The organism is Rhodanobacter terrae (genome assembly GCF_042657005.1).
Lineage (GTDB): Bacteria > Pseudomonadota > Gammaproteobacteria > Xanthomonadales > Rhodanobacteraceae > Rhodanobacter > Rhodanobacter terrae.
Genome location: NZ_JBHSNG010000033.1, coordinates 1 through 19769, shown reverse-complemented (window position 1 = coordinate 19769; position 19769 = coordinate 1). Strand labels below are relative to the sequence as shown.

The window sequence follows — 19769 nt, the reverse complement described above, 5'->3', positions numbered from 1 at the left end:
TGCTCCTGGTCCGAGGATGCGGACGGCTTCCGGCAGCCTCCGGGATGCAGCCATCAAACTCAGTCGACATTGACGTAGATCGGGTTGCCCACCAGCAACAGTTGCCCGGCGGCGCCGCGCACGTTGGCGCGCAGCCAGTGCCGCTTGCCGTCGCTGCTCCAGTCGAAAGAGACGGACTGGCGCGCGAGGCGGAGCGCCAGGTCGGCGCCGGGATGGATGACCTTGCCGTCCTCGATGATCTCGATCGCGCCACCGGCCGGCGCCGCGACGCTGACGGTGAAGCGCACGGTGCGGCCCGCCGGCACGGCCAGCGCGTCGCCCATCTCCGCGGCCTGGCTTCCGCTGCGGGCGGTCAGGTCCAGCAGGTGGTCGCGACTGCCTTGCACATCGATGAACACATGGCCGGCGCGAATGGCCGCGAGGATGGCCTGCATGGACAAATCGCCGGCGTGCACCACCGTGGTCGGCGTGCCGACCACACTGGCGTTCGGCAATGCCAGCGCGCGCCTGGCGTCGTGGTTGTCGCTGCCGCCGACGGCGGTAAGCCGGTAGCCCCGATCGAGCAGGCTCTGCCAGAACGGGATGCCGGAGTCCGGCAGGACGGCGTCGATCCCGTTGACGGCCTCGATCGCCTGCACCTTGTGCAGGTCCACGCCGCCCTTGGGCACCCAGCCGCAGCCCATGCAGGTTTCGTCGTCCGGCCGGATCGGGTGGTTGATCGAGATCAGCCCGTGCAAGGGCGCGACCTGCCGCAGCAAGGCGTTCCAGTCCTGCTTGCCGTCGACGCGGAAATCCACCGTCGCGGTGGTGCCGAGCAGGTTCGCATGGCCTTGGAACGTGGTCAGTTCGCGCCCGGGAATCAGCAGCAGGCGGTCGAAGTACGGCTGCAGTTCGCGCATCGCGTCGGCCTGCGACACCGTGTTGTGATCGGTGATCGCGATGAAGTCCAGTCCCCGCCCGACCGCATCCTGCACGGTGAGGAACAAGGGGCAGGGCACCTCGCGTCCGCTCTGGCTGGCGCAGCTGCCGTCGCTGTGCGCGGTGTGCATGTGCAGGTCGCCGCGATACCAGCCGGCCTCGTGGCGCAGCGGCGGATTCAGCACGGCCGGTTCCCACGCCGGGTCGTCTGGACGGCCAAACCACAGCCTGGCGGTGTAGTTCGCATGGGCGCGCTTGCGAATGTTCGGGATGCCCAGCAGCAAGGTCCAGCGGCCCGGGTCGATCGGCCCGGGCAGGTACGATGGCGTGGCATCGGTGGCAGACACGGTGAACAGCAGCTTCGAGCCGCCGCTCCAGCCGCGAAAACCGTCTTTCCCGTGAAAGCCGTCCGGCCCGAGCAGGCCCAGATCGATCCGGGTGTGCTCGTTCGCGTGGCCGTCGTAGTCGAACTGCACCGTGATGCGGCTTGTTCCCGCGGGCACGTCGAACGGCAGCATGCGGTAGGTCTGGTTGTCCGTGCCGTCCAGCGCGCCGCGCAGCACCAGGTCGGGCTGTTCGCGTGTGGCCGGCGCGGCAGCGTGCGCGGGACCGAGCGCGTCGAACAGCACCATCAGGCCGGCCAGCAGCAGGCCGGCCAGGAGATGGAGCAGCCAATGGCGCAGATGCGGGTTCATGGATGCTTTCCTGCCGCAGCGGCATGGCACGCGGGGGCGCGCAGCGGATTGCAGCGTGCGGACTCGCCGCCGGGCAGCCGCACCATGTAGTCGCCGAAACGCGGGTCGGGCCATAGATAATCGGTGGAGACGTATTGTGCGCCGCTGGCGAAGGCGGCCTCGCGGCGGCGCGTGTCGTCGCGGCGCGCCTCGACGGTATCCGCGTCGGCGCGGGTACGTATCATGTAGCCGGCGGCGACGTCGCGGCGGATCCTTGCGGCCTCGGTCTGCGGATCGTTCAAGGTCAGGTAGGCGGCGGCGGGCGAAGCTTCATCCGTGTTGATGAACATCACCCGGCCTTCCAGCGAATGCCGCGCGCCGCGATACAGCGCTACCTTGGGCGCATCCTCGTCGAGCACGAAGAACTCCTTGCCGCGCGCCTGGCCCAGGGTCGGCCAATGCCCGGCCCGGACCGCTTCCCGCAACGTGGGCGCATTGCCTTGCACGTCATCCGGGGCGACCAGATCGGTCGCGGACAGCACCGTGCGGATCTCTGCATCCAGCGCATCGAATGCCGCTTCGGTGAAGCGTAGCGGAGTGACGGCGCCGGGACCGCTGGGGCCGTCCTTCGCATTGATCAGCAGCATGATGGGCACGTGCCGCGGATGCTTGTGCGACCAGTCGCGGATGATCATGAGGCAGGCGACGAAGGTCTGGCAGCTGCTGCGGAAGTCGATGTCCGCCATGTGCATCACCTTGAAGCCCGGCTGCTGCATCTGCCGGGTCGCGGCGGGCGACCACGGCGAGCGGGTGTAGCCCTTGCGCAGCGCACCGGGCGGGTGCGCGTAGTAGCCGCCGCGGGGGTCGTAGTAGACGTCCAGTTCCAGCGTGCGTGCACCGCGGTCGAGCTGCTCGCCCAGCGGGCGATGGCCGTAGTCGATGCCGTCGGCCCTCGGGTCGCGGGCGCGATGGGCGGCCAGTTCGGCCGGCGGCATCGCCTGCTTGTAACTGTTGTGGGTGCCGACGGCCTGCAGGTCGTTCATGTGCAGCGTGCCGTCCAGCGTGGCCAGATCGCAACCGGCTGTAGGCACTTCCAGGTCGCAGGCCGCCAGCGCCGGCGCCCAGGGCAGCAACGTGAGGGCGACGGCCACGACATATCGATGTAAAGGATTCGGTTTTTTCATGCGAACCGGTATGGCCGGGCGGTCTGCCGCCCGGCCGTACCCCTCAGAACCGGTACATGACGGCGGCGCGGAAAGCGCGGCCCAGCAACGGTCGGGCGATGAACGTGTTCGCCCCTGCATCCGCACTCTGCAGCTCGCCGGCGCGCGGGTTGCCCTCGGTGAGGCCGAGCGAGTTGTTGATGTTGTCGGCATACAGGAACACCGACCACGCGGGCGACACGTCGTAGCGTGCACTGGCGCTGAGCACGTTGTAGGCCGGCAGCCGCACCGAGTTGGCGGTGTCGACGAAGCGCGGGCCCTCGTGCTCGAAGGCCAGCTGCACGCGCAGCTTGCCGTTCAGCAGGTTCAGTCCGGGCACCACGCGGTAACTCGTCTTCGGCACGCGGATCAGCTGGTTGTCGGTGAAGTTGCGCAGCACCGGGCCGGTGCTGGTCTTGTCGGTGTAGCTCAGGCCCTTGTACTTCGGGTCCTCCAGGGTCGCGGTGACCTGCACGTCGAACCAGTCCACCGGGTACCAGGTACTTTCCAGCTCGATGCCGGTGGTCTTGGTGGTGGCATAGCCCTGCTGCGCGGTCGACGTGCCGTTGTTGGGATCGAACACGTAGTTGTTGAAGCCGACGTTGTCGTACTTGGTGTAGAACGCGGTGGCGTAGAGATCGAGCCAGCGGTTGGAGAACTTGTAGCCGGCCTCGCCCAGCTTCATGGTCTGGATGATGGGCGTGGCCGTGGGGCTGGTGATGTAGCTGCTCAGGTTGGGCAGGCGGAACGCCGAGGTCCACCGTGCGAACACGCCGGAGCGCTCGGAGAACTGGTAGTTCGTGCCCAGCGTCCAGCCCAGCTTGTGGAAGCTGTGGTCGTACGACACGGTCTGGCCGGTACCGGCCGAGATGGAGGAAGTGGGCAGCGTGCCCTGGTTCAGCGTCTGCTTCAGCTCGACCCAGCCGCGGGTGTTCACGTGCTCCCAGCGCGCGCCGCCGTCGATGCGCAGCGCGTCGGTGACCTGCCACTCGTCGGACAGATACAGCGCGTTGGTGGCCGAGCTGCCGTTGGCGTTCTCCCACTCGTAGCCGTAGTGGTAGATGCCGTTGTCGGTCAGCGTGCCCAGCGGATTGCCGTTGGCGTCCACCGCCACCAGGTTCAGCAGCCTCGCGTTGTCGCGCACGTCGAGCAGCGCGGTGGAGGAATAGCGGCTGAAGCCCTGGTTGAAGTGGGCGTAGTAGTAGCCCAGCGAGATATCGTGGGTCTGTCCGCCGATGTCGAACTTGCGCAGCAGCCGGGTATCGTTGATGAACTCCTGCAGCGGCATGGTGACGCCGCGCAAGCCGCCGATCACCATCAGTCCGTTGCCGTTCTGGTTCTGGTTGTTGAACACCTGCGAGGGGTTGTCCACGTAGCGCAGCTGCATGCCGGCGGTGCCGGCCGGCAGGTACGGCTGCCATGCGGTACGGTTCGCGGACGAGTTCAGAAAGCTGGTGGCGCTCATCAGGGTGTTGGGGAACATGCCGTTGCGCTGGGTCTTGGTGTCGTCGTAGCGCATCGACTCGGCCAGCTTCCAGTCCGCGCCGAGGTCGTAGTCGAACTTCAAGGTCAGCTGATCGCGCTTCACCTGCGTGCCCAGGCTGTTGTCGAAGTTGTACAGGCTGCCGTCGCCTTCCTTCATCATCACGTGCTCGGTCTCCGGCCCGGCCAGCGTGCCGAAGTTGCCGTCGAAACCGGGTACCGCCTTGATCTTGCCGTCGGGATACGTGCGCATGGGAATGCCCAGGTACAGCGCGACATCGTCGTCCAGGTGCTTGTAGTCGACGCTGAAGCGGCCGTGCTCGAAATCCTTGGAGAGATTGACCCGGATCTGGCCGCCATCGTTGGCGTGGAAGCCGGGGTCGCGGATGCCGTCGTCGACGCGGTAGAAACCGCCCACGCCGAGCTTCCAGCCGTCGCCGACCGGGGTGCCGTACCAGAAGTCGGCGCGGTTCAACCCGTAGTCGCCGACGGTGTACTTGAACAGGCCGTCCGGCGTGTCGCCGACCCGGCGCGGAATGAAGTTGATCGCGCCGGCCGGCGCGTTCGAATAGAACACCGACGACGGGCCGCCGCGCACTACCTCGATCCGCTCGATCGTCTCGTCCAGGCGGAACGCCTGGTCGGCGTTGAGATAACCCAGCGCCGGGTCGTGCTGCACCGGAATGCCGTCTTCCAGCAAGGTCACCGAACCGAAGCCGTCCACCGGGATGCCGCGTGCACGGATGTTGCCGCTGGCCTCGCCGCCGGATGCCTCGACCCAGAAACCGGGCACCGATTTCATCGCCTCGGTGACCGATGTGGGTGCCTGCATGCGCAGGCGGTCTTCGTCGATGGTGGTGATCGAATAGCTGGTCTCGGCCTTGGTGCGCGTCTCCACGCCGGAGCGCGCGGTGACGACCACGCTGTTGAGCGTCTTCGCCTTCGCCTTGGCCTTGTCGGCGTTGGACGTCGCCGCGTTCTGGTCGGCGCTGTTGTTGTCCTGGGCAAAAGCGGGCATGGCGCTGGCGAGAAGCACGCTGCCTAGCAATGCAGTGCGAATCGCACGGCTAATGGTTTGGGGACGCATCACGAATCTCCTGGCTGGTTTGTTGGGCGGCCCGACGCGGTCGGGCACGAAGCGGATGTGGCTGCATGGGTGACATGCGTTGAAGTTCATGCGGCAAGGTTGTTACCGGCGTCCGCACGGCGCGTGCCGCGCCGTGCGGACCCAGTGCGTCCATGGCTCGGGCTCCAGGCCGGGGTATTCCTCGGCGTGTGCATCCAGCCCGCGACTTCTGCCGCGGGGTGATGGCAGCCGGCGGATCGCTGGGCCGGGCGGTTGTCGTCTGAAGGGTTTTGGGGGAGTCGAACTCGCATGTTCAACTGGCCGCGTTACCGAACGATGGAGGCCGGTCGGCCAGCGCGGCGCCGAAGCGCTCGTTGGGCGCCGCGCCCATCTCGAAAATCAGGGTGCCTCCGGCAGTCAGTTCGGCGTGGCTGATCCAGCTGCGCGTCCACGGCCGGCCGTTCCACGACACCGACTGGATGTAGGGCCGGTCCGGCCCGCCGCCCCGGGTCTTTACCGTGAGCACGCGGCCCTCGCCGACGTCGACTTCCGCCTGGTCGAGCAGCGGACTGCCGAACACGTAGTTCGCGCTCACCGGATCGACCGCATACAAACCCAGCGCACTGAGCACGTACCAGGCGCTGATCTGCCCGCAGTCCTCGTTGCCGGCAAAGCCGTCGGGCGCGGTGCTGTACATCGTGTCCAGCAGCATGCGCACGCGCGCCTGGGTCTTGTGGTGCGCTCCTGCATACGCATACAGGTAGGCCACGTGATGGCTGGGCTCGTTGCCGTGCGCGTACTGGCCGACCATGCCGGCGATGTCCGGCGGCGCATCGGCAGGCAGCTTCGGATCGGCATTGAACAGCCCATCCAGCTTGCGCTCGAACGCCCGCTCGCCGCCGAACAGTTTCATGTATTCGTACAGGTCGTGCTGGTTGAGGAAGGTGGCCTGCCACGCGTTCGATTCGGTGAAGTCGCGCCACTTCGCGGCATGGCCCATGCCGCGCGGATCGAACGGTTCCAGCCAGCGCCCGTCGCTGGCGCGCGGCCGCACGAAGCTCAGCTTGCGGTCGAACACGTGCCGGTAATTGCGCGAACGCTGGCGCAGCTGCCCGGCATCCGCGCGCGCACCGACAGCCTCGGCGAGATGGGCCAGCGCCCAGTCGTCGTACGCGTATTCGAGCGTCTTGCTGACCGCTTCGCTTTCCTCGTCGCTGGGGATGTAGCCGAGCTTGCGGTAGAGCGGCAGCCCGCGGTAGTCGTCGTCCATCGCGCGTTTGCGGAATACCGGCCACGCTCGTTCGTAATCGATGCCGCGGAAACCCTTCGCATGCGCTTCGGCCAGCACCACGGCGGAGTGGTGGCCGATCATGCAGCCGGTCTCCACACCTTGCAGCGGCCAGACCGGCGGACCGTCCGGGCTTTCGACGGCCATCCGCACCAGCCCGTTGACCAGGTCCGGCACGCGCTCGGGCTGGTACAGCGTGAGCAGCGGGTGCAGCGCTCGATAGGTATCCCACAGCGAATAGGTGCTGTAGTTGTGCTGTCCGTCCGGCAGCTGATGGACCGCCAGGTCCATGCCGCGATAGCGGCCGTCGACATCGCTGAACAACGTCGGCGCCAGCATGGTGTGGTACAGCTCGGTGTAGAAAGTTCGGCGCACTTGCTCCGAGGCGGTTTCGACACGGATGCGGCCCAGTTCGCGCTCCCAGCTGGCAGCGGCGGCGTGCTGCACCTGCTCGAAATCCCAGCCGGGTATCTCCGCCTGCAGGTTGCGAAGCGCGCCCTCGGTATCCACCGCCGAGATGCCGACTTTCACCAGCAGCGGCGCATGGCCGGGATCGGCGTAATGCAGCGCGGCCCTGAGCTTGTCGCCCTTCGCGGTGTGCGCAGAATCGGACAGCGGCATGTCGTCGGCATACAGCACGGCGCGTTCGAACGGGCGCGACAGCTTCATCGCGAAATAGATGTGCCGACCCTTCGCCCATTCGTGCACGCGCCGGCCGCCGACCACGGTGTCGTTGCCGATCACCCGCAGTTCGGCATCGGTGACCCTGGCAGGTTGCGCGGGGTCGGTGTGATAGCCGTGGGCGAGATCGAGCAGCAGATGTCCCGTGCCGGGCCGCTGGAAGGTGTAGCGGTGCAGGCCCGCGCGCAGCGTGGCGGTCAGCTCGGCGAGAATGTCGTGATCGGTCAGGCGTACCCGGTAATAGCCCGGCTGCGCCTGCTCCGAGGCACGGTCGTAGCGCGACCGGTAGCCCTGTCCCGGATGCGCGTCGTTGTCCGCCGACAGCAGCGGCGAGGTGCTCGACACGCCGTCGTGTTTCGAGCGGTAGTTTTCGTTCGGCAGACCGCGGCTGCCCGGCTGCAACAGCACCGGCCCCTGCGTGGGCATCAGCAACACATCGAGCATGTCGCCGATGCCGGTGCCGCTGAGATGGGTATGCGAAAAGCCCATGATCGAGCCGTCGCCCTGGTGATAGCCCGAGCTGGCATCCCATCCGCTGTCGTGGGTATCGGGGCTGAGCTGCACCATGCCGAACGGCAGCGAGGCCCCCGGATACGTGTGCCCATGGCCGCCGGTGCCGGTGAACACATCGACGCAGCGAGTCCATCCCCCGGCGGTCGCGCCCGTGCGGGCAGCGGGGGCGGCGAATGCCGACAACAGGTTAGGCCGCGCACCCAGCAACGCCAGCATGCTCGCGCCTTGCAGGAACCGTCTGCGGGTCACCATTCACGCTCTCCCCATACGTAGATCGACAACAGAAAAAGCACTGCACCTACGGGATGGCGCACGGTTCAGAGGACCGTGCTGCATCGGCGGGGGCAAGAATGCGTGCGCTCGCATGCATTTGCAACTTGCATTGCACAAATTGTGAAAGATAGAAATTAACTTCTGATTGCAGTGATGTGGCAGTTACTTGAAGCTCGTCATGTTTCGCGCGGAGCCGTGTTGTCGGGAAAGTTCGCGACCCACGGCAAAGCTTCCCCGCAGAGGGGACAAGACGGCGGCACGGCTGTGCGTTGTAGGTGCGACTTCAGTCGCGATGGCCGCGCAGCGGCTTCAGGTTTCCGGCAAACCGCGGCGCACTGCGTGCGCATCGCGACTGAAGTCGCTCCCGCAGTTGGTGCGCGGTGCTGTGCGAGATCAGTGCGTGGGCATCGCGAATTGCGCGCCGGCGCCGGTCGCTTCGGCCAGCCAGCGCTGCGTGACCGCTTTCTGCCGGGTGTAGAAGCGCACGGCCTCGGGACCGTGGGCGTAGTGGTCGCCCATCAAGCTCTTCTTCCAGCCGCCGAAGCTGTGGAAGGCCATCGGTACCGGAATCGGCACGTTGATGCCTATCATGCCCACCTGCACGCGATGGGCGAATTCGCGCGCCGCGTGGCCGTCGCGCGTGAAGATCGACGTGCCGTTGCCGTATTCGTTTTCGTCGACGAGCCTGAGCGCACTGGCGAAATCCGGCACGCGGACGATGCATAGCACCGGACCGAAAATTTCATCCCGGTAGATGCGCATGTCGGCGGTCACGCGATCGAACAACGTGCCGCCCAGGAAGTAGCCCCCCTCGAAACCGGCAACGCGGCATCCGCGCCCGTCGACCACCAGTTCGGCGCCGGCGGCGACGCCGTCGTCGATATAGCCGGTGACTTTTTCGCGGTGCCGGGCGGTGATCAGCGGGCCCATCTCCACTTGTTCGTCCATGCCGTCGCCGACGCGCAGCGCACGCACCTTCGGTGCAAGCCTGTCGACCAGCGCATCGGCCGTCGCGTCGCCCACCGCCACCACCACCGAGATCGCCATGCAGCGCTCGCCCGCGGCGCCGTAGCCGGCGCCGATCAGCGCGTCGGCCGCCTTGTCCAGATCCGCGTCCGGCATCACGACCATATGGTTCTTGGCGCCGCCCAGCGCCTGCACGCGCTTGCCGTTCGCGGCACCCCGCGCATAGATGTATTCGGCGACCGGGGTGGAGCCGACGAAGCTCACGGCCCGCACGCCGGGGTGGTCCAGCAGCGCATCCACCGCGCCCTTGTCGCCTTGCACCACGTTGAAGACGCCGTCCGGCAGACCGGCTTCCTTGAGCAGCTCGGCCAGCAGCAGGCTGACGCCGGGATCACGTTCGGACGGCTTGAGCACGAAGCTGTTGCCGCAGGCGATCGCCATCGGGAACATCCACATCGGCACCATCGCGGGGAAATTGAACGGCGTGATGCCGACACACACACCCAGCGGCTGGCGCATGGTCCAGGCGTCGATGCCGTTGGCGATCTGCTCGGTGTAGTCGCCCTTCAGCAGTTCGGGGATGCCGCAGGCGTATTCGACCACTTCCATGCCGCGCACCAGCTCGCCGCGGGCATCGGAGAACACCTTGCCGTGCTCGCGGGTGATCACCGCGGCGAGCTTGTGCATGTCGCGCTCCAGAAGTTCTTTGAAGCGGAACATCACGCGCGCCCGCTTCAGCGGCGGCGTCTGCGCCCATGCGGGGAATGCGGCGTCCGCGGCCTTGACGGCGAGGTCCACCTCGTCCGGCGTAGCCAGCGCGATCGTGCCTGTTTGCGCGCCGCTGGCGGGATTGTAGGAGGGCACGCCGGCGCCGCTGCCGGCATGGTGCCGGCCGCCGATGTAGTGACCTATCGTCGAGGCCGGGATGTGTGCGGAAGCTTGCGCGGACATGTTCGTATTCCTCTGTGGGGCATCAAAAAAGCCGTCATTCCTGCGAAAGCAGGAACCCGGCGTCCGTGCTTTCTGGCGCCTTAAAGTCGCAGGGTCCCTGCTTTCGCAGGGATGACGAAGATTGTTCGAGACTCCCTGTGCATGCGTTCAGCGCGACATCAACCACTCGTGCGCCGGGTCGTTCCTGAAGTGCCATTCGCGGTGGGGGCCTGCCATCACGTTGAGGTAGTAGCCGCGATAGCCATGCGGCATCACCACCGGGTGGTAGCCGCGCGGCACCATCACCACGTCGTGGTCGCTTACGGCCATCGATTCGTCCAGGTCGCGCGCGTCGGTGTACACGCGCTGGAACGCGAACCCCTGCGGCGGGTCGATGCGGTGGTAGTAGGTTTCCTCCAGCGCGCTTTCGGAGGGCAGGTTGTCGGTGTCGTGTTTGTGCGGCGGATAGCTGGAGGAATGCGCCGCCGGCGTAACCACTTCCACCACCAGCAGCGATTCGGCCGGATCGGTTTGCGGGAGGATGTCGCAGATGTAGCGCGTATTGCTGCCCTGGCCGCGGGTCGTGCGTTTCATGCCGGCTGCGGGAATCAGGCGGACCGGCAGACGGCGGCCGGCCGGCGCGGTGGCCAGCGCCAGCTCCACCGCATCATGCGCCGCGATCTCGAACCGCGTGCCGGGTGGCGCGTAGACGGCATCGGGCGAACGTTCGTCGAATACGCTCAGGCGGCCGCCCAGATGCTCGAAGCGTTGCGTATCGGCAACCACATCGGCGTCGCCGCTCAATAGCACCAGGCAGCCTTCGCGGCCGGCGGGCAGCATCAGCCGCAGGCTTTCGCCCGGCGCCAGACGGAACGCCTCGAAGCCCACGTGCTTCCAGCCTGCCGACGCCGGTGTGACCTTGACGATTTCGCAGCCCTGCGGCCGCCCCTTCACCAGCAGGCTCATGCGACCTCCTGCAGTGGCGAGCCGTCGAGCAGCGCGCGCAAGGTGCGGTAGCCCTTGCTGGCGTACGCGTAGCTGGGCGCGACGGTCGGGTCCTGTTCCGCCTCGACCACCAGCCAGCCCTGGTAGCCATGCGTGCGCAGAACATCGACGATCGCGCCGAAGTCGATGGCGCCGTCACCGGGCACTGTGAACACGCCGTTCAACACGGCGTCGAGGAAGCTCCACTGGCGATTGAACGCGTGGCGGATCATGGCCGGGCGCACATCCTTGCAATGCACATGACAGACGCGACGGATGTGCTTGCGGAGCACGGCCAGCGGGTCCCCGCCGCCGAAGTAGGCGTGACCGCTGTCGAACAACAGCCCGACCTCCTCGCCGGTGTATGCCATGACGCGGTCGATGTCGTCGGGCGCTTCCACGTAAGCGCCCATGTGGTGGTGATACGCCAGCCGTACGCCGTGCCCCAGCAGGTAGCGACCGAACGCGGTGAGCCGCTCGCCGTAGTGCCTGAAGGCATCGTCGTCGCGAAAGCGCGGGCGCTTATAGAGTGCGACAGACGGCTCGCCCTGGATGGAATCGGCCACTTCGCCATACACCATCACCCGGCAACCGTTCTCGGCAAGCAGGCGCAGATGCGGACCGACGGCGGCGATCTCCTCCTCCACCGAACGCCGGGCGAGCCGACCCGAATACCAGCCGGACACCACCTCCAGACCATAGCCGGCCATCAGCTCGCGCAGGGCCGCCGGCTCGCGCGGAAACTTGTTGCCCAGCTCGAAGCCCTGGTAGCCGATGGCGCGGCCTTCGGTCAGCGCGGTCGACAGCGGCGTCTCGCCGCCTAGCGCGGGGAGATCGTCGTTGCTCCAGCTGATCGGGTTGATGCCGATCTTCACGTCGAATGGCTTGGCCATAGTTCTTCTATCCACGAGTCTCCCCATCCCGAGTTTTCCCTGAGGAGGTGCCGAGTTGTTGCTGCTTGGCCGCCTCGTACTTGCGCCTCGCCTCGCGCACATCCGCACGGTCGGATACTTCCGGTACGGCCACGTCCCACCAGCAGCCACCCTCGGTGGTAGTGCGGCGTGGGTCGGTGTCTATGGAGATCAGATAAGTGCGGGTAGCGGCGCGGGCGCGGCGCAGCGCCTGTTCGAGTTCGGCGATGCCGTGCACGTGCTCGGCTTCGGCGCCCATGGCGCGCGCGTGCGCTGCGAAGTCTATGGTGGGAACGCCATCCGGTCCGTGCAGGCGGTCATCCAGCCGGCAGTCATCCAGCCCGCAGTCATCCAGCCGGCAGTCATCCAGCATGTTGTTGAACGGCGCACCGCCGCAGGCTTGCTGCAGGCGGTCGATGCAGCCGTAGCCGCGGTTGTCCAGCACCACCACGATCAGCTTGTGACCCAGCATCACCGACGTGGCAATTTCCGCGTTGAGCATCAGATAGCTGCCGTCGCCGAGCATCACGATCACTTCGCGATCAGGCTTGGCCATCTTTACGCCCAGGCCGCCAGCGATCTCGTAGCCCATGCAGGAGTAGCCGTATTCCATGTGATAGCCGCCCGGCGTTTCGGTGCGCCACAGTTTTTCCAGCTCGGCCGGCAGCGTGCCTGCGGCACCGACCACGATGTCCGTGCGCGCAGAATCGTCGTGCGAGCGCTGCACCGCTCCGATGACTTCACCGTCATAGGGCAGCGTGCCCGGCGGGAGTTCGCGCCGGCTGGTGATGCCATCCACGATGGCACGCCAGTCGGCGGCGGCATGCTCGGCGCGCTCGCGCCATGCGGCGTCGGTGCACCACGAGCCCAGTGCGGCGGACAACGCACCCAAGCCGAGTCGAGCATCGGCAAGGATCTGCACGTCGCCGCCTTTCAGCGCGTCGTAGCCGTTGACGTTGAGGGTGATGACGCGTGCCGAGCGGTATAGCGCGTTGGAGCCGGTGGTGAAATCCTGCAGGCGCGTGCCGACCGCCAGCACGACGTCGGCATCGGCCAGCAGGTCGTTGGCGGCGCCGGCGCCGCAGACACCGGCCGGCCCCAGCTGCAACGGGTGGTGCCATGCCAGCAAGCCTTTGCCGGCCTGGGTCTCGGCCACCGGCACGCCATGCGTTTCGGCGAAGTGGCGCACCGTGTCGCCGGCCCTGGCGTACAACGCGCCGCCGCCGACGATCAGCACGGGACGTCTGGCATCACGCAAGGCCTGCGCCGCCGCGGCGATGTCGTCGGGAGCCGGTGGCGCGCTGCGGAAGGCGTGCACGCGTTCGGCAAAGAAATCCTCGGCCCAGTCCCAGGCTTCGGTCTGTACGTCCTGCGGCAGCGCCAGCGTGACCGGACCGCACAGCGCGGCATCGGTCAGCACGTGCATGGCGCGGGGCAGGGCGGTGAGCAGTTGTTCCGGCCGCACGATGCGATCGAAGTAGCGCGACACGGGGCGGAAGCAGTCATTGACGCTCACGGTGCCGTCGCCGAAATCCTCCAGCTGCTGCAGCACCGGATCCGGCGCGCGCGAAACGAAGATGTCGCCCGGCAGCAGCAGTACCGGCAGGCGGTTGACGTGGGCCAGCGCGGCGGCGGTGATCAGGTTGGTGGCGCCGGGGCCGATCGAGCTGGTCACCGCCATCATGCGTCGCCGCATGTGCGCCTTGGCGTAGGCGATGGCGGTATGGGCCATCGCCTGCTCGTTGTGCGCGCGATACGTGGGCAGCCGGTCGCGCTGCCGGTACAGCGCTTCGCCGAGTCCGGCCACGTTGCCGTGGCCGAAGATCGCGAACACGCCGGCAAACAACGGCAGCAACTCGCCGCTTTCCTCGTCGCGCACCTGCTGCGCGGCGAGGTAGCGCACCAGCGCCTGGGCCATGGTCAGTCGCACGGTGGTGCTCATGCGGTGACTCCGTCGCTGCATGCGTGCGCCTCGCGCGCCTGCCGCCAGAGTCCCGCGAGTTCGGCGAACTGTTGCGCGGCCTGAGCTACCAGCGTCGCATCGTCGATCTCGTCCTGCAGCCACGCACGCGCCGGCTCGAGGAACAGACTGCGGCCGACCGCGAAGCCGCGACAGCTCGTGCTGCCCGCGGCGGCATGGAAGCCCTCGGCCAGTTCGGCGAACGGCGCATTCAGGCCGAGCAGCACGACGCCACGGCAATACGGATCGCGCTCGGCGATGAGCGCATCGATCGCGGCCCAGTCCTGCGCCGGCAGGGGCGCCAGCTTCCACCATTCGGGGCGCAGCCCCAGGTTGTAGATGCGCTTCATGGCGCGCAGCATGCGCTCGCCCGGCGTGCCGGCAGCGTGCAGGTTGGGCGGCGGAATCACTTCCAGCAACAGCTCGTGCCCACTCTGCAGTACGGCGTCGTAGAGCGTGCGCAGCTGGGTTTCCTGTTCCAGCCGCGTTTCCGGCGTGCCGTCGGGATCGAACGGCACCAGGCATTTGACGACGTGTTCGGCCGGCCAGTGCTGCAGCTGGCTGCCCAGCGAGCGGCCGTATTCGAACTCCAGCGGATTGGAGCCGGGCATTTCCACCGGACGGCCGATCCACCAGTCGCGGCCGGTGGCCGCGTTCAAGGCGTCCTGGCCGTAGCGCTGGTCGATCAGCACGCCCACGCGCTGCCGCAGACCGAGCTCCTGTTCGGCGCGGGCCACGGCGTCGACCAGCAACCGCTTGAGTCGGGGCAGCCGCGATTCGTCCGCCCCGCATTCGCGGGCCAGCTCGTAGAACTGGCTGCGATGGTCGAAGGCGAAAATATGCAGGTCGTCCCAGCTCCGGCGCGGCACGCTCGCGCGATGCAGGTGCGCCAGCTCGCTGTCGCTGTCCGGTTGTTGCAGACGATCGCCATGGGCGAGAAAGTAATCGAGCTCCGTACGGCTCGGCATCGCCGGCGCGCAACCGTGCCGCGAGACGACCAGGGCGCCGCAGGCGTTGGCATAACGGCAACTGCGCGCGATCCCCTCGTTGCGCAGCCAGCCGTACAGGAAGCCGGCCATGAACGCGTCGCCGGCACCCAGCACGTTGAGCACCTCCACGCGGCTGCCGCCATAAGTCGGTGCCTGATCGAGCTCGGCCGGAATCGCACCCTCGATCACGCTGCAGCCGAACGCGCCGCGCTTCACGACCAGGGTGCCCGCGGTGACGGTGCGGACGGCATGCAAGGCGGACATCAGGTCGGTGCTGCCACCGGCGATCTGGAATTCTTCCTCGGTGCCGACGATCAGGTCGAACTGCGGCAGGATCGCCTGCAGATGCGCGGTGACGCCGGCATCGGCGATGAAGCGCGTCTCGCCATCGCCGTGGCCGGTCAGGCCCCACAGCACCGGTCGGTAGTCGATATCCAGCACCGTGCGCACGTCGTGCTTGCGCGCGAGGTCCAGCGCCTTGACGCTGGCGGCATGCACGCCGGGCGTGGAGAAGTGGGTGCCGGTGATCGCCAGTGCGCGGCTGGAGGCGATGAAGGCTTCGTCGACATCGCTCTCGTCGAGCGCCATGTCGGCGCAGTTCTCGCGATAGAAGATCAGCGGAAAAGTCTCGCGGTCCTTGATGCCGAGCAGCACCAGCGCCGTGAGGCGCCGATTGTCGACGCGCACCTGGCCGACATCACAGCCTTCGAGAGTCAGCGTTTCGCACAGGAAACGGCCCATATGGTCGTCGCCGACCCGGCTCAGCATCGCCGTGCGCAGGCCGAGCCGCGCCGTGCCGAAGGCGACGTTCGCGGAGGATCCGCCCAGGTATTTCGCGAAGCTGGTGGCGTCTTCCAGACGCGCGCCGGGCTGTTGGCCGTAGAGATCCACGGCGAGGCGGCCCAGGCAGATCAGGTCGTACTGGCGTTCGTTCATCGCTGACCACTTATGCAGGGGAAGGGGCGCGGTACAGGTTCAGGCAGTCGCACGGCCTTCCAGTTCGTCGATCAGGCCTTGAATCTCCGCGTTGCCGGACATCATTTCGAGTACTTCTCCTTCGCTGATTGCGCTCTTGAGGAAGGTGCCCATGGAGCGGCCGCGGTTGAGCACGGTGAAGCTGTCGCCGATCGGGTAGGCATGGTGCACGTTGTGGGTGATGAAGATCACCGAGATGCCGCGCTCGCGCGCCGTGTGGATCAGCTTGAGCACGTTGCAGCTCTGCTTGACTCCCAGTGCCGCGGTCGGCTCGTCGAGAATCAGCACCCGGGCGCCGAAGTGGATCGCCCGCGCGATGGCCAGGCACTGCCGCTCGCCGCCGGACATGGTGCCGACCGGCTGCTGCGGCGAGCGCACGTGGATGCCCATCTCGGCGAGCTTGCGGACCGAGACGTCCTCCGCGTACTTCATGTCCATCACCGGGATCACGCCGAACAGCTTGCGCATCGGCTCGCGTCCGGCAAAGAAGTTGCGCGCCACGCTCATCAGCGGCACCAGCGCGAGGTCCTGGTAGACGGTGGCGATACCTCGGTCCAGCGCCTCGCGCGGCGATGTGAAATTCACCTCCTGGCCCTCGATCAGATAGCGGCCGCGGTCGGGGCGGTGCACGCCGGCGAGCGTCTTGATCAAGGTGGATTTCCCGGCGCCGTTGTCGCCCAGCAGGCAGTGCACCTCGCCCCGGCGCAGGCGCAAGGTGACGTCCTGCAGCGAAATCACCGTGCCGAAGAATTTGCTGATGCCTTCGAGCTGCAGGATGCAATCGTGGCCGTCCCCGCTGGTCATGGCTGCGCCCTCACTTGCCCGTGCCCGCATGTGACCGGCCTGCATGCGATCGGCCTGCATGTGAGCGTATGTAGTGGTTGAACAGCACCGCCAGCAGCAGCATCGCGCCGAGGAACACCCGGTACCAGTCCGAATCGATGCTGGTAAAGGAGATGCCGACCTGCACCACGCCGAAGATCAGCGCACCGAAGCAGGCGCCCAGCACCGACCCGTAGCCGCCGGTAAGCAAGGTGCCGCCGATCACCGCCGCGATGATCGCTTCGAACTCCTTTTGCACGCCGCGGTCGGCCGCCGCGGAGCCGACATCGGCCACCTGCAGCACGCCGAACAGGCAGGCGCAGAACGCGGTGAACACGAACAGGCTGATCTTGACCCGGTTCACCGGGATGCCCGCGTTCTTTGCCGTGTTGTTGTCGCCACCGACGATGAACACCCAGTTGCCGAAGCGCGTGCGCGACAGCATGAAGCCCGCCCAGCCGGCCATCGCCAGCCACCAGAACAGCACCTTGGGAACGCCGTTGACCACCGGCTCGCCGTTCGGCAGCTTGTCGATCAGGCCGGCGTGGGCGAGCCACGCGAACAGGCGGTGGAACGTGCTGCCTTGAAACAGCGCGTGCACGACGGGATCGGCGCCCAGCTTGTCGCCCACGCCGCCGACGATGGTGCTGTTGGAGAAATACGTGGACAGCACCAGGGTGAGGCCGCGCAGGATGAACATGAAGGCCAGCGTCACGATGAAGCTGGGCAGCCGGGTGCGCACCACCAGATAGCCGTTCAGCCATCCCAGCGCCATGCAGCCGGCGAACGCGAACAACACCGACGCCCAGACCGGCCAGCCCAGGAACATCGCAGGCACTGCCACCATCATGCCGGCGAAGCCGATCATCGAGCCGATCGAGAGATCGAACTCGCCCGCGATCATCAGCACGCACGCACCCACCGCAATGATGCCGAGATAGGCGGCGACCTGGGCCCAGCTCATCACGCCGTCGAGGTTGAACATGCCCGAGCCGCCGGCAAAGATGCCGAACAGCACGAACACCAGCACGGTGCCCGCGATGGAGCCGAACTCAGGGCGGTTGAGCAGGCCGCGCCACGGCGAAATGCGCCTGACGCGCTCGTCCGGCTTGTTCGTGATGGCGGCTTGCGAAGTCGTCACGCGCATGAAGTCTCCGATGCCGCTGCGCCGTATCGGTTTTCCACCGTGTTATCTCCGGGCACTGTCTGCGGCCTCAACGGAATTGGCCGGCATACTTCGCGACCAGGTCCACGTTGTCCCGGGTGACGTAGGACGGGCCGGTGCTGGCCTCGTCCACGCCATAGACGGGGTTCAACCCGTACGTCTTCAGGCGTGCCTGGAATTTCGGATTGGCCTTCAGCGCGGCGATGATCGTGGCCGGGTCGCGCGTGCGGTCCCGGTGTGCGATGGCGAGCACGGCGATCGCCATGTAGCCCTGCAGATAAGGCTGCTGGTCGATCGCGAAAGCGATCTCGCCGCTCTTGATGCCGGCGATGATGGCCGGCGACAGGTCGAAGGTGCAGAAATAGATCTTGCCGGCGAGGTTCATCCTGCGCAGCGCCTGCAGCGCGGGTTCGGCGGAACTGGGGCCCAGCGCCAGCACGGCCTGGGTATCGGGATGGTTGCGCAGGTAGGCGCCGGTCTTGCTTCGCACCACGGTGGGATCCACGCCGGAATCGACCATCGACTTGCGCACGTCGACCCCGAGGGCATCGGCGAAACCCTTGCAGCGCTGGAACGAAGCGGCATTGGTGGCGTAGTGGTTGATGCAGACGAACGACTTGACGCCAGCGGCCCTGGCGCGCTCGCCGGCCGCCTTGCCCGCCGCGTATTCCGGCTGCCCGATGTGCATGATCGCACCCAGCTTCGCGCTCTCCTGCGTGGTGCCTGAGTTGATCGTGACGACGGGGATGCCCTTGGCGGTGATGCGGGCGGCGGGCCTGGACAGTACGTCGTAGTCGGCGATATCGAAGGCCACGCCGTCATAGTTGTGCGCGGCCGCCTGCTCGAGCAGCCGCGCCATGCCGGCCAGGTCGCCGTCGGGCGGATTGCGGTAATCCACCTGCACGCCGTAGTCGTCGCCGGCCTGCTCGATCGCATTCTTGACCGTGTTCCACCAGACATCCGAATCGGCGGCGTGGCTGATCAGCACAAAGTGCCCATTGGCGGGAGCGACGTTGGCCGCAAACGCCGACGCGACGCCGGCAAGCGCCAGGATCAGTGCCGATAGCCATCGAGTGCGCATAAGGTCTCCAAAGCGTCGGTACCGGCTCCGCCCGGCAGTGCGGGGTGATTGCGCGACGCCGTAACGTCGTGCGGACCGGTTGAGGATAGGAACGTTCACGCAAATTGCAACTTGCATTGCACAAATAATATTTTTGGAAACAAACTTCCACGCATGCCTCCGGCATGTGCTCCGTCGTTCGCATTTGACAATCCTTCCACTACAGGACGGTTATTGTGCGCCTCCACGGATCGGTCCGAAGTTCTGTCGCCCGACGGATGGCCCACGCGCGACTCTGCCGCTGGGCGCCGCAGTGACCATTGCGGTGGGCGAAAGTTAGGGATGGTCTGAATAAGTCCACTGCGGTCTGGAGAAGAGTGCCCCTTGTGGGAGCGACTTCAGTCGCGATCGCATGGCAGTGCGCTGCGCCGCCTGATTGTGCATCGAGCCGCTGCAACGCCGGGATGCTGCAGGCCGCTGCCGCGGCCATCGCGACTGAAGTCGCTCCCACGATGCAGGCCACGGCCGGTGTGTGCCTTTCTCCGGAACGCAGTGACGTCGTTCCTTGGGGTGGTCTGAATAAGTCCGAATTTTCCAGCGCTTGTCACCGCAAATCATCAAGGTAAAAGACTTCTGATTCTCGCGTCTGGACTAATTCAGAGCATCCTTAGGTCGTGCGTGAGCTGCGAGCGCCGCGACGCGGGGGTCCGGGAAAAGCTGGTCGGCCGGGCTCCGGCGACTCGGATGCAACCGTAAGTCGCCCCGGCTCGACTCCTCCTTACTTGGCGGATTCAATTTAGAAGTGCATCACTCCAGCCCCGGGAAGTAGCGCAGGTGCGGTAGCCTGCGCAGCTTCACCGCCAAGTGGAACTGCACATTGAGCTACACGCACCTGAGCCAGGACGAACGC

Annotated in this window: 12 protein-coding genes; all 12 read right to left on the bottom strand. The window is 66.7% G+C overall.

Annotated features, from left to right (window positions below; translation table 11 throughout):
• Positions 1–59: 59 nt before the first annotated feature.
• The gene (locus tag ACFPPB_RS18560) at positions 60–1613 is read right to left on the bottom strand and encodes a CehA/McbA family metallohydrolase (protein WP_377329850.1); all 1554 of its coding nucleotides are present in this window, start codon (positions 1611–1613) and stop codon (positions 60–62) included.
• Entirely contained in the window at positions 1610–2743 is a 1134-nt protein-coding gene (locus ACFPPB_RS18555; RefSeq protein WP_377329848.1) for a phosphatidylinositol-specific phospholipase C1-like protein, read from the bottom strand. Before ACFPPB_RS18555 ends, ACFPPB_RS18560 begins: the two co-directional genes overlap by 4 nt.
• A gap of 76 nt (positions 2744–2819) precedes the next feature.
• Positions 2820–5363 carry a TonB-dependent receptor gene (locus tag ACFPPB_RS18550; RefSeq protein WP_377329846.1) on the bottom strand — a complete coding sequence of 848 codons (2544 nt, stop codon included), beginning with the start codon at positions 5361–5363 and terminating at the stop codon, positions 2820–2822.
• Between the two features lie 292 nt (positions 5364–5655).
• Positions 5656–8076, bottom strand: coding sequence for a GH92 family glycosyl hydrolase (locus ACFPPB_RS18545; protein WP_377329844.1), 2421 nt, complete (start codon positions 8074–8076; stop codon positions 5656–5658).
• A 414-nt stretch (positions 8077–8490) separates the two neighbouring features.
• The gene (locus tag ACFPPB_RS18540; protein WP_377329842.1) at positions 8491–10014 is read right to left on the bottom strand and encodes a CoA-acylating methylmalonate-semialdehyde dehydrogenase; all 1524 of its coding nucleotides are present in this window, start codon (positions 10012–10014) and stop codon (positions 8491–8493) included.
• 147 nt (positions 10015–10161) lie between these two features.
• Positions 10162–10959 (bottom strand): 5-deoxy-glucuronate isomerase, encoded by a 798-nt coding sequence (iolB, locus tag ACFPPB_RS18535; RefSeq protein WP_377329840.1) that lies wholly within the window; start codon positions 10957–10959, stop codon positions 10162–10164.
• Positions 10956–11870, bottom strand: a complete 915-nt coding sequence (gene iolE / locus ACFPPB_RS18530) for a myo-inosose-2 dehydratase (RefSeq protein WP_377329838.1) — start codon at positions 11868–11870, stop codon at positions 10956–10958. Before iolE ends, iolB begins: the two co-directional genes overlap by 4 nt.
• A 7-nt stretch (positions 11871–11877) precedes the next feature.
• Positions 11878–13830 carry a 3D-(3,5/4)-trihydroxycyclohexane-1,2-dione acylhydrolase (decyclizing) gene (iolD, locus tag ACFPPB_RS18525; RefSeq protein WP_377329836.1) on the bottom strand — a complete coding sequence of 651 codons (1953 nt, stop codon included), beginning with the start codon at positions 13828–13830 and terminating at the stop codon, positions 11878–11880.
• Positions 13827–15773 carry a bifunctional 5-dehydro-2-deoxygluconokinase/5-dehydro-2-deoxyphosphogluconate aldolase gene (locus ACFPPB_RS18520; RefSeq protein ID WP_377329834.1) on the bottom strand — a complete coding sequence of 649 codons (1947 nt, stop codon included), beginning with the start codon at positions 15771–15773 and terminating at the stop codon, positions 13827–13829. Before ACFPPB_RS18520 ends, iolD begins: the two co-directional genes overlap by 4 nt.
• Before the next feature lie 39 nt (positions 15774–15812).
• Positions 15813–16616: an ATP-binding cassette domain-containing protein gene (locus tag ACFPPB_RS18515; protein WP_377329832.1), complete on the bottom strand. Its 804-nt coding sequence runs from the start codon at positions 16614–16616 to the stop codon at positions 15813–15815.
• Between the two features lie 10 nt (positions 16617–16626).
• A complete protein-coding gene (locus tag ACFPPB_RS18510; RefSeq protein ID WP_377329830.1) occupies positions 16627–17781 on the bottom strand; it encodes an ABC transporter permease in 1155 nt (384 codons plus the stop codon).
• A 67-nt stretch (positions 17782–17848) separates the two neighbouring features.
• The gene (locus tag ACFPPB_RS18505) at positions 17849–18880 is read right to left on the bottom strand and encodes a sugar ABC transporter substrate-binding protein (protein ID WP_377329828.1); all 1032 of its coding nucleotides are present in this window, start codon (positions 18878–18880) and stop codon (positions 17849–17851) included.
• Between the last annotated feature and the right edge of the window lie 889 nt (positions 18881–19769).

Excerpts from the sequence above, each read along its gene's own strand:
- ACFPPB_RS18560 (WP_377329850.1), bottom strand. The coding sequence starts at position 1,613 with ATGAACCCGCATCTGCGCCATTGGCTGCTCCATCTCCTGGCCGGCCTG.
- ACFPPB_RS18550 (WP_377329846.1), bottom strand. The coding sequence starts at position 5,363 with ATGCGTCCCCAAACCATTAGCCGTGCGATTCGCACTGCATTGCTAGGC.
- ACFPPB_RS18545 (WP_377329844.1), bottom strand. The coding sequence starts at position 8,076 with ATGGTGACCCGCAGACGGTTCCTGCAAGGCGCGAGCATGCTGGCGTTG.
- ACFPPB_RS18540 (WP_377329842.1), bottom strand. The coding sequence starts at position 10,014 with ATGTCCGCGCAAGCTTCCGCACACATCCCGGCCTCGACGATAGGTCAC.
- iolB (WP_377329840.1), bottom strand. The coding sequence starts at position 10,959 with ATGAGCCTGCTGGTGAAGGGGCGGCCGCAGGGCTGCGAAATCGTCAAG.
- iolE (WP_377329838.1), bottom strand. The coding sequence starts at position 11,870 with ATGGCCAAGCCATTCGACGTGAAGATCGGCATCAACCCGATCAGCTGG.
- iolD (WP_377329836.1), bottom strand. The coding sequence starts at position 13,830 with ATGAGCACCACCGTGCGACTGACCATGGCCCAGGCGCTGGTGCGCTAC.
- ACFPPB_RS18520 (WP_377329834.1), bottom strand. The coding sequence starts at position 15,773 with ATGAACGAACGCCAGTACGACCTGATCTGCCTGGGCCGCCTCGCCGTG.
- ACFPPB_RS18515 (WP_377329832.1), bottom strand. The coding sequence starts at position 16,616 with ATGACCAGCGGGGACGGCCACGATTGCATCCTGCAGCTCGAAGGCATC.
- ACFPPB_RS18510 (WP_377329830.1), bottom strand. The coding sequence starts at position 17,781 with ATGCGCGTGACGACTTCGCAAGCCGCCATCACGAACAAGCCGGACGAG.
- ACFPPB_RS18505 (WP_377329828.1), bottom strand. The coding sequence starts at position 18,880 with ATGCGCACTCGATGGCTATCGGCACTGATCCTGGCGCTTGCCGGCGTC.